Below are 15843 nucleotides of genomic sequence, written 5' to 3'. Positions count from 1 at the left end.
GCGGGCGCCGGTGGCGTTCAGAACGGTGCGGGTTCTTCCGCCGCGGCAAGGGCCCTGAATTCGAGTACCCGTCTCGGTATGTCGGTGTAGACGCGCCCGGTGGGGCTGGTCCATTCGAGGATGCCGTCGGGTTTTTGCACCACGCTCCATGCGGTTTTGTGTTTCACCGGGTGATGTCGGCCGGGGCAGAGGTTGGCGAGGTTGGTGACGCGGGTGGGTCCGCCGTGGGCGGCGTCGATGGTGTGGTCGCCGTCGCAGTGTCGGGCGGGTCTGCGGCATCCGGGGAACCGGCAGTGCTCGTCGCGGGCGTCGAGGAGCCGTCGCATCTGCACGCTCGGCCGGTAGGTGTCGACTTGCAGCACCGCCCCGGTGGTGGGGGAGGTGAACAGCCGCTCCCAGACGGGGGTGGTCGCCGCGAGGTGCCGGGCGGTGTCGGGGTCGATGGGCCCGTATCCGACGAGTTCGGCGGGTTCGGTGCCGTCCCCGGTGAGGGTCGCTGCGGGGATGGTGATCTGCACGTGCGCGGTGATCGCCGCGGTCTCGGGCATGCTGCCGGCAGACACCGGGGCGCTCGCGTGGCCGGTCAAGAGGAGATCGGTGAGCACGTCCGCGCGGACCTGATCGGTCGTCCGCCGGTCGGTCGCGATGACATCTGTCTCGGCGACGTCATCGCCCGCGACACGATCTGCTCCGACGCCGGCACCACCGGCGCCAACGCCGTTCTCGCTCGGGTCGGTGCCCGTCGAAGACCCAGAGCGTGCCCCCCGTGCCGCCGCGATGATCTCCCGCGCGTGCGCGGTGAGTCGCTCCTTGATCGCGTACGCCAGCGGCGCCGGCAGGATCGCGGCGAGTTCGGCCATGCCGTCGTCGAGGTCCCGCACCCACACCCGCCGTCCGGCAACTGCTTCGGTGTGCCGTTCTTCCAGCGGCACGGGGTCGAGGCGCTGCGCGAGCATCAGGATGATCGGCTTCGCCCGCCCTGGCGTCTCCCGCTCCGCGACCACCAGCGCGGCCTGTTCGAACCGGGCCCGCGCGTCGGGGTCGGTGATGCGCGCCCCGGCATCCTGGATCACCCGCACGTGCGCCACGTCGATCCGCCCGGCCTGCAGCGCGGCCAGCGTCGCGGGGAACCCGTCCAGCAGCACGGCGGCGTCGCGCATGCGTTCCTGCATGCCCCGATCCGACCGGCGCAGCACCGCCGCGAGCTCGGCGGCCATCCCGCGCCGGGGCATCTCCCGCTCCCGCCCCTCACTCGACGGAATGCGGGCGGTCTCCTCGGCCGCGATCGCTTCGGCCCGCGCGAACCACTGCAGCTCTTCCGCCTGCAGCGCGGCGATCGCCCGGCGAGTCTCCTCCGCCCCGGAGATCACCGCGCCGCGCGAGGCGGTGGCGATAGAGGTGGCGATCGAGCCGGTGACCGGGGAGCTGTTCATACCCCTGATTCTGCCGACCCCCTCCGACATTGAGCGCCCACAAATCCCAGGCCAAACGGGCATTGTGGATAACTCGCGGCCGTTCCAGGTTGTGGAGGAGACGGCCGGGATCACACAGGAGCAGTCGCCACCCGCGTGGTGGATCCCGGGTCGCTCGGTCGTCGCAAACGGCCTGATGCGCGCCCCCAGAGGGGCCAACCGCGGCGACCGAAGCAGGCGGCCCGACCCGCGGCGCCCGAAGGCGGCGCCCGAACCGCGCCGCCCGAACCGCGCCGCCCCAACCGCGGCGACCGAAGCGCGCGGAGACGAGCGACGCGAGGGAGCCGGGCCTGCTTCAGTGGCCTACAGGCGCCAATCCCGACGACCGACGCGCCACCAACAGGGGCTCGCGCGGCAACGAGGCCGCCGCCGCCGTGCCCTCGATCCGCGCGATCAATCGCTGCACGGCGGTGCGGCCGGTGGCGTCGAAGTCGTTCTGCACCGTCGTCAGCGGCGGGTCGAAGTACGCCGCCTCGGGGATGTCATCCACGCCCACCACGCTGATGTCGACGGGAATGCGCAGGCCCCGCTCTTTGAGGGCCAGCATGGCGCCGAGCGCCATCTGGTCGTTGGCCGCCACCACCGCTGTCGCGGGCGGGATCTCGTCGAGCTCCGCGAGCGCGCGGTGCCCCGAACCGGCCGACCAGTCGCCGTGCAGCACGCCCACCGACGTCAGACCGCCGCGTTCCACCGCCGATTCGTAGGCGTGCTGCCGCCCGCGCGCCGCCGACCAGTTCGGTGGCCCCGCGATGTGCAGCAGCCGGCGATGCCCGAGCGCGGCGAGGTGATCGACGAGCGCGGCGATCGCCGTCTCGGAGAAGCTCGTCGGGTCGTCGGTCTCGGCCTCGAGGTAGACCGGCACCCGGAAGTCCACCTCGCCGAAGGCATGCACCATCTCGTCGTTCGACGCGAACGCCAGCACCCCGGCGAGGGAGTGCTGCGTGAGCAGCTCGAGCGACTCCTCGATCGCATGCGGATTGCGCATGTCGAGGGAGACGAGATCGAGGATGTAGCCCGCCTCGCGGGCGGCGGCGCTCGCCCCCTCGGCGATGCGACTCGGCCCGACCTGCGACGTCTCGTGGGTGAGGGCGCCGATGCGGTGCGACCGGCCGGACTTGAGGCTGCGCGCGGAGAGGTTCGGCCGGTAGTCCAGCGCGGCCAGAGCCTGCTCGACCCTCGCGCGCGTCTCGGGACGGATGCCTTCATAGCCCTTCAGCAGCCGGCTGACGGTCTGGTGCGACACCCCGGCCGCGGTGGCGACGTCGTAGATCGTGGCGGGCCGGGAAGGGGGCGCCCCGGACGGCGCTCTGTGGGGTGTCATGCGCCGGTGTTCCTCTCGGGATGTTGCTCGTCGTCCTTGACAACCCGATGTTATCGGCAACATAGTGGACGCCACGACCGATGTTATCGGAAACATCAGCCGCCGACGACGCCGCGGACGACGCCGCCGACGACGCAGTCCGACGATGCAGACAATGGAGCCCGCTCGATGACGACCCCCCTGCCGCACGCGCCGCGCGGCATCCTGTTCGGTGCCGCGTACTACGCCGAGTACCACCGCGACGACCGCACGACGACGGACCTCGACCTCATGAAGGATGCCGGTTTCACCGTCATCCGGGTGGGGGAGTCGGTGTGGTCGACGTGGGAGCCGCGCGACGGCGAGTTCGATCTGGAGTGGCTGCTCCCCGTGCTCGACGGCGCCCACGAGCGCGGCATCTCGGTGATCCTCGGCACCCCCACCTACGCGGTGCCGCCGTGGCTGCAGCAGGCGCACCCCGAGATCGCCGCAGAGACCCGCACGGGCCATCCCGTGCCGTGGGGTTCGCGCCAGGAGGTCGACTACTCGCACCCGGCGTTCCGCTTCCACGCGGAACGGGTCATCCGCGCCGTCATCGCCCGCTACGCCGACCACCCCGCCGTCATCGGATACCAGGTCGACAACGAGCCCGGGCTGCTGCTCTTCCACAACCACGGCGTGTTCCAGGGGTTCATCCGGCATCTGAAGGCGACCTACGGCGACGTGGAGACCCTCAACCGGGAATGGGGGCTGACGTACTGGTCGCACCGGCTGGCGGACTGGTCGGAGCTGTGGGCCCCGGACGGCAACTCGCTGCCGCAGTACGACCTGGCGTGGCGCCGCTACCAGTCGCAGCTGACGACCGATTTCATCGCGTGGCAGGCGGACATCGTGCGCGAGTACGCCCGCGAGGGTCAGTTCGTCACGACCTGCCTCGCCTACGCGCGCCCCGCGGTGGACGACGAGGCCGTGGTGCGGGCGCTGGACGTCACCGCGGGCAACCCGTACTACGCGATGCAGGACCACCTCGACGCGACCCTCGACTGCGAGCCGGTGACGCCCTGGACGACGACCGGTGTCGCGGCGCTCTTCCGCCAGGCGGACCGCATCTACTCCTCGAAGCAGGCGCGGTTCCTCGTGACCGAGACCGACGCGCAATCGATCGGCGGGTCGGAACTCAACCTGCCGCCGTACCCGGGGCAGCTCGCGCAGGCCGCCCTCGCGCTCATCTCGCGCGGCGCCGCGATGATCGAGTACTGGCACTGGCACACGCTGCCGTACGGCACCGAGACCTACTGGGGCGGCGTGCTGCCGCACAGCCTGCGGCCCGGCCGGGTCTACCGCGAGATCGCCGGGCTCGGCGCGACCCTCGCCGCCATCGGAAACGCCCTCGACGGGTTCGAGCCCGACGCCGACGTCGCGATGATCTGGTCCAACGACAGTCGCTACGCCCTGGAGTTCTTCCCCCCGCTGGCGGATGCCGACGGCGGACCCGACCGTCAGTCCTACCAGCGCATCTTCGACGCCTTCCACCGCGGCGTGATCGACGGCGGTGCGCAGGCGCGCGTGCTGCACGCCGACCAGGCACTGAGCCTGGGGGCGCAGGCGCTGGCGGCCCGTTTCCCGGTGCTGATCGCGCCGGGCTTCTACGCGGCATCCGACGCCGACCTCGACCTGCTGCGCGACTACGCCCACTCAGGCGGACACCTCGTCATCGGCATCCGCACCGGCTATGGCGACGAGGAGGCCCGCGCCCGCACGGAGGTCGCCCCCGCGCGGCTGGCCGAGGCGGCCGGGGTGAGCTACGAGGAGTTCTCCAACCTGTCCGCTGAGGTGCCCGTGCGCGGCACCGGGGTGTTCCCGGGCGCCGACGCGACGGCGCGGCTCTGGGTCGATGGGCTGATCCCCAGCGGCGCCGAGCCGCTGGCGGAGTACGACCACCGCCGGTTCGGCGATTTCGCCGCCGTCACAACGCACCCGCACGGCGGCGGCCGCATCACGGTGGTGGGCACGGTGCCCTCGCCCGCGCTGGCAGCGGACCTCGTGCGCTGGGCGGTCCCCGCGCCGATCGCCGACGAGCTGGCGCCCGATCGCGCGCTGCCGGTCACGGTCTCGTCGGGCGCGCTGCCGGACGGCGGCCGCGCCTGGTTCGTCTTCAACTGGGGGTGGGAGCCGCAGACGGTGACGCTGGCGGCATCCGTCTCCGACGCCGTCAGCGGCGAGATCCTCGCCGACGGCACCGATGTCTCACTGCCCGCCTGGTCGACGAGGGCATTCCTGATGCGGTGAGCGCCAAGGGATCGAGCGATCCGATCAACCACAGGAGGAACCATGAGGAAGTCGCGCAGTACAGCAGCGTCGCTGGTCGGCGGGACCGTCGTGCTGGGGCTGGTGCTCACCGGCTGCACCGGCGGGTCCGACGGCGGCGGTGGCGGCACGCAGGACGAGATCACGCAGGAGCAGATCGACGAGGCGATGCAGACGCCGACCCAGCTGACCTTCTGGACCTGGGTGCCCGACATCGAGCTCGAGGTGGCCATGTTCGAGGAGGCGTACCCCGAGATCGACGTCACGGTCGAGAACGTCGGGCAGGGCTTGGCTCACTACCAGAAGCTGCGCAGCGCCCTCGAGGCGGGGGAGGGGGCGCCCGACGTCGCGCAGGTGGAGTACCAGTACATCCCCTCGTTCGTGCTCAGCGAGTCGCTGCTGGACCTCGCGCCGTACGGCGCGGACGACATCTCCGGAGACTACGTCGAGTGGGCGTGGAACCAGGTGTCGCCCGGTGACGAGGTGTGGGGGATCCCGCAGGATGTCGGGCCGATGGGGAACCTCTACCGCGAGGACATCCTCGCCGCGGCGGGCATCACCGAGCCCCCGGCCACGTGGGAGGAGTACGCCACGGCCGCGCAGGCGGTGAAGGATGCCACCGGCTCGTACATCTCCAACGTCGGGGCGACGCAGGCGGGCCAGATGATCGGCTTCTTCTGGCAGGCAGGCGTCAAGCCGTTCGGATACGACGGCGCCGAGACCGTCACCATCGACGTCAACAGCGATGAGGCGAAGCAGGTCGCGGACTACTGGACCGAGCTGATCCAGGCCGACCTCATCTCGACCGACGTCGACTTCAACGACGAGTGGTACCAGGCGCTTGCCAACGGCAAGTACGCCGGATGGCTGACGGCCGCCTGGGGGCCGGTGTTCCTGCAGGGCACCGCCGAAGGCACCTCAGGGCTCTGGCGGGCGGCGCCGCTTCCGCAGTGGAGCGAGGGCGAGAACGTCTCGGGCAACTGGGGCGGCTCCTCCGATGCGGTCCTCGCCACGAGCGAGAACCCCATCGCGGCGTACATGCTCGCGCAGTTCATCAACCACGACGAGGCGTCCGCGATGAGCCTGGCGACGGAGCAGTTCCTGTTCCCGCCGCAGGTGTCCGTGCTGGAGGACCCCGCCTTCGTCGACCAGAAGTCGGAGTTCTACGGGGGCCAGGAGGTCAACGCCCTGTTCGCCGAGATCTCCGAGACCGTGGACACCGACTTCGAGTGGCTGCCGTTCATGGACTACGTCTACTCCAGTTACGAGGAGACCATGGGCACGGTGATCGCCGACAAGGGCGACATCTCCGACGCGCTGGATGCCTGGCAGGACCAGCTCGTCTCCTACGCCGAGAGCCAGGGCTTCACCGTCGAGTGACGTCCGGACGGGTGCCCGGTCCTCGTCGGCCGGGCACCCGCCGGTACGCAGAGCAAGGAGCAGCAATGTCGCACTCCCCGTCCACCAGCACCACGACTGACGCCGTCGCCGCGGACCGCGTCGCCCGTCCCTCCCGCGTCGCCCCTCAGCGCCGGCGACACAGTCTCACGACGCGCCGCCAGCATCGCGCCGCGTACCTGTTCATCCTTCCGTTCTTCGTCATCTTCCTCACGATGCTCGTCGTCCCGCTGGTCTACGCCGGGTATCTCAGCCTCTTCGAGAGCAGGCTGATCGGCGGCGAGCAGTTCGCGGGGCTCGCCAACTACGCGCGGGCGTTCGCCGACCCCAGCTTCTGGGGCGGTCTCGGCCGCGTCGCGCTGTTCCTGGTGATCCAGGTGCCGATCATGCTCGGCCTCGCGCTGTTCTTCGCCCTGGCTCTCGACACCGGGCGGGCGCGGGGATCCCGCAGCATCCGCCTGCTGATCTTCATGCCCTACGCCGTCCCCGCCGTGATCGCCACCCTGATGTGGGGGTACCTGTACGGGCCCGACTTCGGCCCCCTCGCCCAGGTGGCGCGGGGGGTCGGCTGGGGGACCCCGGACTTCCTCTCGCCGGGGAACATCCTCGGCTCGATGATGAACATCGTCACGTGGGAGTTCATCGGCTACAACATGATCATCATGTACGCCGCCCTCCGGGCCATTCCCGCGGAGCTGTACGAAGCCGCCGAGATCGAGGGCGCCGGGCAGTTCCGCATCGCCTGGAGCATCAAGATCCCCTCGATCCGCCCCGCGATCCTGCTGACGGTGATCTTCTCCGTGATCGGCTCGTTCCAGCTGTTCAACGAGCCGAGCCTGCTCAACGCGATCGCGCCGGATGCCATCACGAACTCGTTCACGCCGAACTACTACGCCTACAACCTCGCGTTCATCAACCGGGAGCTCAACTACGCCGCTGCCATCGCGTTCCTGCTGGGGCTCGTGATCGCCGTGGTGTCGTACGTCGTGCAACTGGGTGAGCAGCGCCGCGAGCAGCGTGAGCGGAAGGGACTGTGATGACCTCCCTCGAAACCCGCGCCGTCGTCACCGGCCGGCCCGCGCGCACCCCGCGGCGCCTGCGCCGCTACGTGCCCGCGAAGCGGCGCAGCTGGCTGCTGACCGTGCTGCTGTGGCTGTGCGTGCTGTACTTCGTGCTGCCGCTGTGGTGGCTGCTCGTGGCATCCACCAAGGACACCTCGGCGCTCTTCTCCACCTTCGGGCTGTGGTTCGCGCCGGAGTTCTCGCTCGGCGACAACCTCGTGGAGCTGTTCACGGTGCGCGGCGGCCTCTTCGCGCGGTGGCTGCTGAACACGGTGGTCTACGCGGTGGTCTCGGCGGTGGGTGCCACCGTGCTCTCGGCGATGGCCGGGTACGCGTTCGCCAAGTACGAGTTCCCGGGTCAGAAGGCGCTGTTCAGCATCACGCTCGGGGCCGTCATGATCCCGCTCACCGCCCTCGCGCTGCCGACCTACCTGCTGTTCGCGCGGGCCGGGCTCACGGACACCCCGTGGTCGATCATCATCCCGTCGCTGGTGAGTCCGTTCGGCGTCTACCTCATGCGCGTGTACGCGGCCGATGCGATCCCCGACAGCCTCGTCGAGGCGGCGCGGGTCGACGGGGCGGGGGAGTTCCGCATCTTCTGGCAGGTGGGGCTGCGGCTGCTGGGGCCGGGCCTGGTCACGGTGTTCCTGTTCTCGCTCGTGGGCACCTGGAACAACTACTTCCTGCCGCTGATCATGCTCAACACCTCGGAGCTGTACCCGATCACGGTGGGCCTCGCCCAGCTGCAGTCGGCGGCATCGGCAGGCGGTGGATCGCAGGCGGTGTTCTCCACCGTCATCACCGGCTCGTTCGTGTCGATCCTCCCCCTCGTCATCGCGTTCCTGTTCCTGCAGCGTTACTGGCAGTCTGGGCTGGGAACGGGAGGGGTCAAGGGATGACGACACGCGGTGCCACCCGGGTGGGCGTGCGCGACGTGGCCGCGCGCGCGGGGGTGTCGTCGCAGACCGTCTCCCGTGTCCTCAACGACCACCCGCACATCCGCGACGAGACCCGCGGGCGGGTGCTCGAGGCGATGGCCGCCCTCGGCTACCGGGTGAACAACGCGGCACGCTCGCTCGGGACCGCCACCACCCGCACCCTCGGGGTGATCGCGTCGGATGCCACGCTGTACGGTCCCGCCGTCGGCATCGCGGCGCTCGAGACCGCGGCGCGCACGGCGGGCCGCTGGATCGCCACGGCCTATGCCGATGCGGCGGACGCGGCATCGGTCACCGCGGCCGCCGACCACCTGCTCGCGCAGGGCGTCGATGGGATCGTCGTCGTCGCCCCCCACGCCCGCACCCTCGACGCGCTCGCCACCGTTGGTCTTCCGGTCGCGGAGCTGCACGGCGGGCCGGGCGCCGCGCGCCAGCGCGAGGGTGCCGCCGCCGCGGTGCGCCACCTCGTCGATCTGGGCCACACGCGCATCGCGCACCTCGCCGGCCCGGCGGACTGGCGCGAGGCGGCCGCGCGCGGCGAGGGCGTGGAGCGCGCGCTGGCCGAAGCCGGGCTGACTCCCGGCCCGCGCTGGGAGGGCGACTGGTCGGCGGCCGACGGCGCCCGGCGCGCGGCGGAGGTCGTCGCGGCGGTGCAGGCACCCGCCGGCCCGACGGCAGTAGTCGTCGCCAACGACCAGATGGCGCTCGGCCTCATGGCCGCCCTGGCCGACCTCGGGGTCGACGTGCCGGGCGACGTGAGTGTCACGGGCTTCGACGACAATCCGGATGCCGCGTTCTACCGCCCCGCCCTCACCACCGTGCGGCTGGACATCGTCGGCGAGGCGCGTCGCTGCATCGGCGAGGTGCTGGGCGTCGAAGCCCCGGACCTCCCCGACCTCCCGGCGCCGCCGACCCTGGTCGCGCGCGCCTCGACGTCGACCCCATGACAGGGCGGGCTGTTACCGGTAACATCTAGCCAGACCAATGGAGGACCCGTGACCCGCACGCCCGATGATGCCGGTGAGGCCACCGCCGCGACCGGCTCGGCCGCCACGCTCACCACGATCGCCGAGGCCATCCGCAGCGGCCGCACGTCGCTCGGCATCGAGCTGGGCTCGACCCGCATCAAGGCGTGCCTCGTCGGCGAGAACCCCACCGATGTGCTCGCCGTCGGCAGCCATGCGTGGGAGAACCGCTTCGAGGAGCGCCTGTGGACCTACTCGCTCGAGGATGTCTGGTCGGGGCTGCAGAGCGCGTACGCCGACCTCGTCGCCGATGTGCAGGCCCGCTACGGTGTCGTGCCCGACACGTTCGGTGCGATCGGCGTCTCGGCGATGATGCACGGCTACCTGGCCTTCGACGCCGCGGGGGAGCTTCTGGTGCCCTTCCGCACCTGGCGCAATACGAACACCGGCCCGGCCGTGGCCGCGCTCACCGAGCTGTTCGAGGTCAACATCCCGCACCGCTGGTCGATCGCCCACCTCTACCAGGCCGTGCTCGACGACGAGCCCCACGTGCCGCAGCTGGACTTCTTCACGACCCTCGCCGGCTACGTGCACTGGCGCCTGACCGGCCGCAGGGTGCTCGGCGTCGGCGATGCGTCGGGCATGTTCCCCATCGACCCGGCGACGCGGGGATACGACCCCGAGCTGCTGGCGCGCTTCGCCGGTCTCGGCACCGGTCTCGACCTCGCGGCCCTCCTCCCCGAGGTGCTCGTCGCGGGCGCGCCCGCCGGCGATCTCACCCCCGAGGGCGCGGCCCTCCTCGACCCCGCAGGCACCCTCCGCCCCGGCATCCCGCTCTGCCCGCCCGAGGGCGATGCCGGCACCGGCATGGTCGCCACGAACGCGGTCGCCCCGCGCACCGGCAACGTCAGCGCCGGCACCAGCATCTTCGCGATGGTCGTCCTCGAGCGGCCTCTGGCGCAGGCCCACCACGAGCTCGACCTCGTGACGACCCCCGCCGGCGACCCCGTCGCGATGGTGCACTGCAACAACGGCGCCAGCGAGCTGGCGGCCTGGGCGGCCATGTTCGCCCGGTTCGCCGAGGCTGCGGGCACGCCCCTCGAGGTGGATGCCGTGTACGACACCCTCTTCCGCGAGGCGCTGGCCGGAGACGCCGACGCGGGCGGCCTCCTCGCCTACAACCACCTCGCCGGCGAGCCCATCGCCGGGCTCGACGAGGGGAGGCCGCTGTTCGTCCGCACTCCCGACAGCACGTTCACGCTCGCCAACGCCATGCGTGCCCAGCTCTACGGCGTCTTCGGCACCCTCGCCCTCGGCATGCGGGTGCTCGACGACGAGGGTGTGGCGCTCGATCGCATGTTCGCCCACGGGGGCATGTTCCGCACCGCGGGCGTCGCCCAGCGCTTCCTCGCCGGCGCACTCGGCGCCCCCGTCGCCGTGGGCGACACCGCGGCCGAGGGCGGCGCCTGGGGCATCGCCGTGCTGGCCGCCTACCTGGGCCACGCGCCCGCCACCGACCTCGCGACCTACCTCGACCGCCACGTCTTCGCCGGAGCCGACGTCACCGTCGCCGAGCCCGACCCCGAAGACGTCGCCGGATTCGCCGCCTACCTCGACCGCTACCGCGCCGGCCTCGCCATCGAAGCCGCCGCGGTCGCCGCCCTCTGAACCCGCTACCGAAGGAACACCATGGCCCTCTCCACCTCCCTCGACGCCTACGAGGTCTGGTTCGTCACCGGCAGTCAGAACCTGTACGGCGAGGAGACCCTCCGCCAGGTCGCCGCCCAGTCGCAGGCCGTCGTCGCGGGGCTCTCCGACCTGCCCGTGCGCGTGGTCTGGAAGCCCGTGCTGAAGGACTCCGACAGCATCCGCCGCCTCGCCCTCGAGGTGAACGGCCGCGACGACGTCATCGGCATCATCGCGTGGATGCACACCTTCAGCCCCGCCAAGATGTGGATCGCCGGCCTCGACGCGCTGCAGAAGCCGCTGCTGCACCTGCACACGCAGGCCAACGTCGAGCTGCCCTGGGCCGACATCGACTTCGACTTCATGAACCTCAACCAGGCCGCCCACGGCGACCGCGAGTTCGGGTACATCCAGACCCGGCTGAACGTCGCGCGCAAGACCGTCGTCGGGCACGTGTCGAACCCGGCCGTGCGCGAGCAGATCGAGCAGTGGCAGCGCGCCGCCGCCGGATGGCAGGCCGCCCGCACCCTCAAGCTCGCCCGCTTCGGCGACAACATGCGCTACGTCGCGGTCACCGAAGGCGACAAGACCGAGGCCGAGCTGCGCTTCGGTGTGCAGGTGAACACGTGGGGTGTGAACGAGCTGGCGGATGCCGTCGCTGCGGCATCCGACGCCCAGATCGACGCCCTCGTGGCCGAGTATCTCGAGCTCTACGACGTCGCCGACGAGCTGCGTCCGGGGGCCGAGCGTCACCAGTCGCTGCGCGACGGCGCCGCGATCGAGGTCGGGCTGCGGAGCTTCCTCGAAGCCGGTGGCTTCGGCGCCTTCACGACGTCGTTCGAGGACCTCGGCGCACTGAAGCAGCTCCCCGGCCTCGCGGTGCAGCGCCTCATGGCCGAGGGCTACGGCTTCGGCGCCGAGGGCGACTGGAAGACCGCGATCCTGGTGCGGGTCGCCAACGTCATGGGCGCGGGCCTGCCCGGTGGCGCGAGCCTCATGGAGGACTACACCTACGACCTCGTGGCCGGTGACGAGAAGATCCTCGGCGCCCACATGCTCGAGGTGTCGCCGTCGCTGACGACCGCGAAGCCGCGGCTCGAGGTGCATCCGCTCGGCATCGGAGGCAAGGAGGACCCGGTGCGCCTGGTCTTCACCGCCGACCCCGGTCCCGCCGTCGTCGTGGCGATGTCCGACATGCGCGACCGCTTCCGTCTCGTCGCCAACGTCGTCGAGAACGTCGAGGCGCCGGATCTGCCGAGCCTGCCGGTGGGACGCGCGGTGTGGAAGCCCGCCCCCGACTTCGCCACGAGCGCCGGATGCTGGCTGGCCGCCGGCGCCGCCCACCACACCGTGATGACCACGGCGGTCGGCATCGAGGTGTTCCGCGACTTCGCCGAGATCGCGAAGACCGAGCTGCTCGTCATCGACGAGGACACCACGGTGCGCGGCTTCCAGAAGGAGCTGCGCTGGAACGCGGCGTACTACCGCTTGGCGCAGGGGATCTGATCATGGCGCACATTCCGGCATCCGGCATCCAGCACACCCTCCGCCACGGCCGCTGCGAGGCGGTGGTCGCTAGCGTCGGGGCGTCGCTGCGATCGTTCACGCACAGCGGCAGGAACCTCGTGGTGCCCTTCGACGCCGACGAGGTGCGCCCGGCGTACCGCGGCACGACCCTCGCGCCCTGGCCGAACCGTGTCGTCGACGGCCGCTACGCGTTCGGGGGCGAGGAGCGCCAGCTGCCGTTGACCGAACCCGACCGCGGACACGCCCTGCACGGGCTGGCCGCGTGGCTCGACTTCGAAGCCGTCGACAAGGGCTCCGACCACGTCACGCTCGAGGCGACCATCGAGCCGCAGACCGGCTACCCCTGGCGGGTGCGGGTGACCACCACCTTCGCGCTCGGCGACGAGGGGCTCACCCAGACGGTGCGCGCGCAGAACCTCTCGGCCGATGCCGCGCCCTTCGGCACCGGACCCCACCCCTATCTCGTGGCGGGGGAAGGCACGGTCGACGAGTGGACGCTCGAGCTGCCGGCATCCGAGGTGCTCTCGGTCACGGCTGACCGTCTGATCCCGACGACCCTCGGGCCGGTGGATGCCGCGTTCGACTTCCGCACGCCGCGGCAGATCGGCGCGACCGAGATCGACCACGCGTTCACGGCTTTCACGGCGGATGCCGACGGGATCACCGCCGTGCGGGTCACCGACGCCGCCGGTCACGGTGTCGGCATCGCGTGGGACGCCGCGTGCCCATGGGTGCAGGTGCACACTGCCGACCTCCCCGGGGGCCCGGCTCAGCCGGGGCACCGCGGCGGCCTCGCGGTCGAGCCCATGACGTGCGCCCCCGATGCCTTCAACGCCCCCCGCTACGACTTCGACCCGGGGCTGCTCGTCATCGAGCCGGGCGCTGTGGCCGAAGCGGGCTGGCGGATCTTCGCGATCTGAGGCGACAGGCGCCCTCGCTCCTTTCGTGAAGGTCTGCCGCGCGTTCCCCCGCCGGTCGTCGTCCGCGAATGGATGCCGTCGCACCCGCCGCCCTAGGATCGATGAAAGGGGGTGCCGTGGCGCTGCGAAAGAAGCCGAAGCATGACGACATCGTCGCCGAGGGGCTCTACATCGCCTCTGCGGCGACGCGGCTGGCCTTGAAGAACCGCATCCTCGTCGACATCCTCACCGGGGCCGAGGGATTTGACGTCGACCGTTTCGTGCCCGACGCGCGCGAGACCCTGCTGAGCCTCGCCGCCGAGGCGGAAGCCGACGCTGACCGTGCCGAGAAGGAGCGCAAGGCGGCCAAGGGGCGCCACACCGACTCGGACGGGACGCACGACTACCGCAGCCGCGACGTGCGCAACCTGCGCAAGCGGCGCAACCAGTCGCTGCACGTCGCTCAGGCGCTGCGAGAGCGCGCCGAGGATCCGGAAGAGCTCGTCAAGCTCGTCGACGACGCGAGGGATGCCGCCTGGTCGGAAGTCGCCAAGAACATCGACCGCACGCTGCGGATCGAAGCGGCCAGGCCGGACCTGGAGCCCGACTACGACAGGATGCGCCTCGCGCGCATGCAGGCGCTGCGCATGGTGGACCTCCCCAAGCTTCGGGCGCACCGCCGCGCGGGGACTCAGGCCGCCGCCGAGCGTAGCGCCGGCGACCCCGACGGAGGGGCCGCAGCGGGCGGCTGACGCGCCGAAGCGGCCCCGATTCGCGCGACCGCCTCGGGTCGGGTAAGCTTTACGAGGCCCGCACGAGAGTTCAGGCCATGCGCCCGTAGCTCAATGGATAGAGCATCTGACTACGGATCAGAAGGTTGGGAGTTCGAGTCTCTTCGGGCGCACACTGTGTTGAGACAGTAACGAAAGGCCCCGGTTCGCCGGGGCCTTTCGTGTTTCCCGCTCCCCGGCCCGCTCGCCTGTCGCGGATGACGGTTTCCCGCCGCGGGAAGCGACCGAATGCGACAGGTGAGCGCGCGGCCAGCCCGCGGCGGCCCCCATCCGCCGGCCCCGTCCGCGTCCGCGGTGCGCGTCAGGGACGCCAGCCCGCGCGCATCAGGGCGTGGCGCACTCGCTCCACGGCGTGGCGCGGTCGGGGGTACACGTCCCCTGCGGTGACCCGTACGACATCCCATCCGAGGTCGCGGCATCGTGCGTGCTTCGCCACGTCGCGGTGCCACTGCGCGCGGTCGGTGCGGTGGTGGTCGCCCTCGTACTCCACGAGAACCCGCCACCGTGGATACGCGATCTCGGTCCAGCCGAAGCGCCTTCCGGTGGCATCCACCAGGTCGACGTCGAGCTCCGGCTCCGGTAGGCCCGCTTGTATGAGCGCCTCTCGCAGGTCGGTCTCGCCCGGAGACATGCTGCCCACGCGGATCCGCGGCAGGGCCTCGCGCAGCCGTCCCACGCCGACGCGGCGTCCGGCCGCCACCGCCGACGCCAGGTCGTCGAGCGTTGCGAGCGCCGCCGCTGGGCCGCCTCTGTCGCCACCGCGCTGCCGTGGCTGGTGCACGATCGCGTCGCCCACGGCTACGAGGTGCGCGACGCTCAGGAACCGACCGAGGGACGCCCACGTGGACGCCGGGGTCGCTACCGGGAGCCCGCGATGCTGCTGGATGCTCGTGAGCATCGGTGTGGTCTCGTGCCCCCGCACGCCCGCTGCCCGCAACAGCCGCCGGGGCGCGAAGACGGCGACGTGCAGCGGCTCGGGATCCGGCCGGCCTGGGGGTCGGGGCGGCAGCGGCAGGCCCCAGATGACCGCGGCGGTCATCGCAGTGAAGAACGCGTGGTCGGGCATCACGGTCGCGAACGCCCGGGCCCGCACGAGGAGCCGCTCGCGGCGCTGTCGGTCGCGGTGGGCGGGGTCGTGCGGGGGAGTCGCGCCCGCGGCGTCCGGCTCGTGGCCGGCGCAGGCCAGGATGACACGCGCGCCGTGGAAAGGCGCCTCGAGATCGGAGGCCCGCAACCTTCCGGGCGTCGCGCCGAGCGTACAGGCCTGGGTGGTGCTGAACCAGGGATCAAGGTTCGGCGGGAGGGGGCCGGGGTGTGGCATCCGCCGACGATTGCACCTTCGGCGGCGGGGAATCGGGCGGTGTGGCGCAATTCAGGATGCCACGGTGACATCCTCGCCTGTGGAGAGCGCCCCGCCCCGCTGGCCCGTCGCATTGCGTCCCCTGCGGGGGCCGGAAAGCGTCATCCGCGACAGGCGAGGCCGCGGGGGGCGCCGACCG

General features: G+C 71.4%; 12 protein-coding genes and 1 tRNA gene. 10 read left to right on the top strand and 3 right to left on the bottom strand.

Annotation, left to right across the window (positions count from 1 at the left end; translation table 11 throughout):
* Positions 1-17: 17 nt before the first annotated feature.
* Complete coding sequence (locus QNO14_RS12595; RefSeq protein ID WP_257505580.1) at positions 18-1433, bottom strand: HNH endonuclease signature motif containing protein; 1416 nt, start codon at positions 1431-1433, stop codon at positions 18-20.
* A 334-nt stretch (positions 1434-1767) separates the two neighbouring features.
* A complete protein-coding gene (locus QNO14_RS12590) occupies positions 1768-2793 on the bottom strand; it encodes a LacI family DNA-binding transcriptional regulator (RefSeq protein WP_257505579.1) in 1026 nt (341 codons plus the stop codon).
* Between the two features lie 168 nt (positions 2794-2961).
* Between QNO14_RS12590 and QNO14_RS12585 the strand changes: the two genes are divergently transcribed.
* The 10 genes from QNO14_RS12585 to QNO14_RS12540 all read left to right on the top strand — a co-directional run bounded on the left by QNO14_RS12585 (position 2962) and on the right by QNO14_RS12540 (position 14457).
* A complete protein-coding gene (locus tag QNO14_RS12585; RefSeq protein ID WP_257505577.1) occupies positions 2962-5061 on the top strand; it encodes a beta-galactosidase in 2100 nt (699 codons plus the stop codon).
* A gap of 42 nt (positions 5062-5103) precedes the next feature.
* A complete protein-coding gene (locus QNO14_RS12580; protein WP_257505575.1) occupies positions 5104-6459 on the top strand; it encodes an ABC transporter substrate-binding protein in 1356 nt (451 codons plus the stop codon).
* A 65-nt stretch (positions 6460-6524) separates the two neighbouring features.
* On the top strand, positions 6525-7514 hold the full coding sequence (locus QNO14_RS12575) for a carbohydrate ABC transporter permease (RefSeq protein WP_257505574.1): 990 nt from the start codon (positions 6525-6527) through the stop codon (positions 7512-7514).
* The gene (locus QNO14_RS12570; protein ID WP_257493885.1) at positions 7514-8437 is read left to right on the top strand and encodes a carbohydrate ABC transporter permease; all 924 of its coding nucleotides are present in this window, start codon (positions 7514-7516) and stop codon (positions 8435-8437) included. The genes QNO14_RS12575 and QNO14_RS12570 overlap by 1 nt, the downstream gene beginning before the upstream one ends.
* Positions 8434-9423: a LacI family DNA-binding transcriptional regulator gene (locus tag QNO14_RS12565; protein WP_257505573.1), complete on the top strand. Its 990-nt coding sequence runs from the start codon at positions 8434-8436 to the stop codon at positions 9421-9423. Before QNO14_RS12570 ends, QNO14_RS12565 begins: the two co-directional genes overlap by 4 nt.
* 117 nt (positions 9424-9540) lie before the next feature.
* Entirely contained in the window at positions 9541-11109 is a 1569-nt protein-coding gene (locus QNO14_RS12560) for a xylulokinase (protein ID WP_257505722.1), read from the top strand.
* 21 nt (positions 11110-11130) lie between these two features.
* The gene (araA, locus tag QNO14_RS12555) at positions 11131-12633 is read left to right on the top strand and encodes an L-arabinose isomerase (RefSeq protein WP_257505572.1); all 1503 of its coding nucleotides are present in this window, start codon (positions 11131-11133) and stop codon (positions 12631-12633) included.
* Positions 12634-12635: 2 nt separating this feature from the next.
* Positions 12636-13574 (top strand): aldose 1-epimerase family protein, encoded by a 939-nt coding sequence (locus tag QNO14_RS12550; RefSeq protein WP_257505570.1) that lies wholly within the window; start codon positions 12636-12638, stop codon positions 13572-13574.
* Between the two features lie 116 nt (positions 13575-13690).
* Positions 13691-14305, top strand: a complete 615-nt coding sequence (locus tag QNO14_RS12545) for an asparagine synthase (protein ID WP_257493881.1) — start codon at positions 13691-13693, stop codon at positions 14303-14305.
* 79 nt (positions 14306-14384) lie between these two features.
* Positions 14385-14457 (top strand) — tRNA-Arg (locus QNO14_RS12540).
* A gap of 188 nt (positions 14458-14645) precedes the next feature.
* Here QNO14_RS12540 and QNO14_RS12535 read toward each other — a convergent pair.
* On the bottom strand, positions 14646-15665 hold the full coding sequence (locus tag QNO14_RS12535; protein WP_257505569.1) for a putative endonuclease domain-containing protein: 1020 nt from the start codon (positions 15663-15665) through the stop codon (positions 14646-14648).
* Between the last annotated feature and the right edge of the window lie 178 nt (positions 15666-15843).

It is taken from the genome of Microbacterium sp. zg-Y625 (assembly GCF_030246925.1).
Taxonomy (GTDB): domain Bacteria; phylum Actinomycetota; class Actinomycetes; order Actinomycetales; family Microbacteriaceae; genus Microbacterium; species Microbacterium jiangjiandongii.
This window is presented reverse-complemented; position numbering and strand designations above follow the sequence as displayed.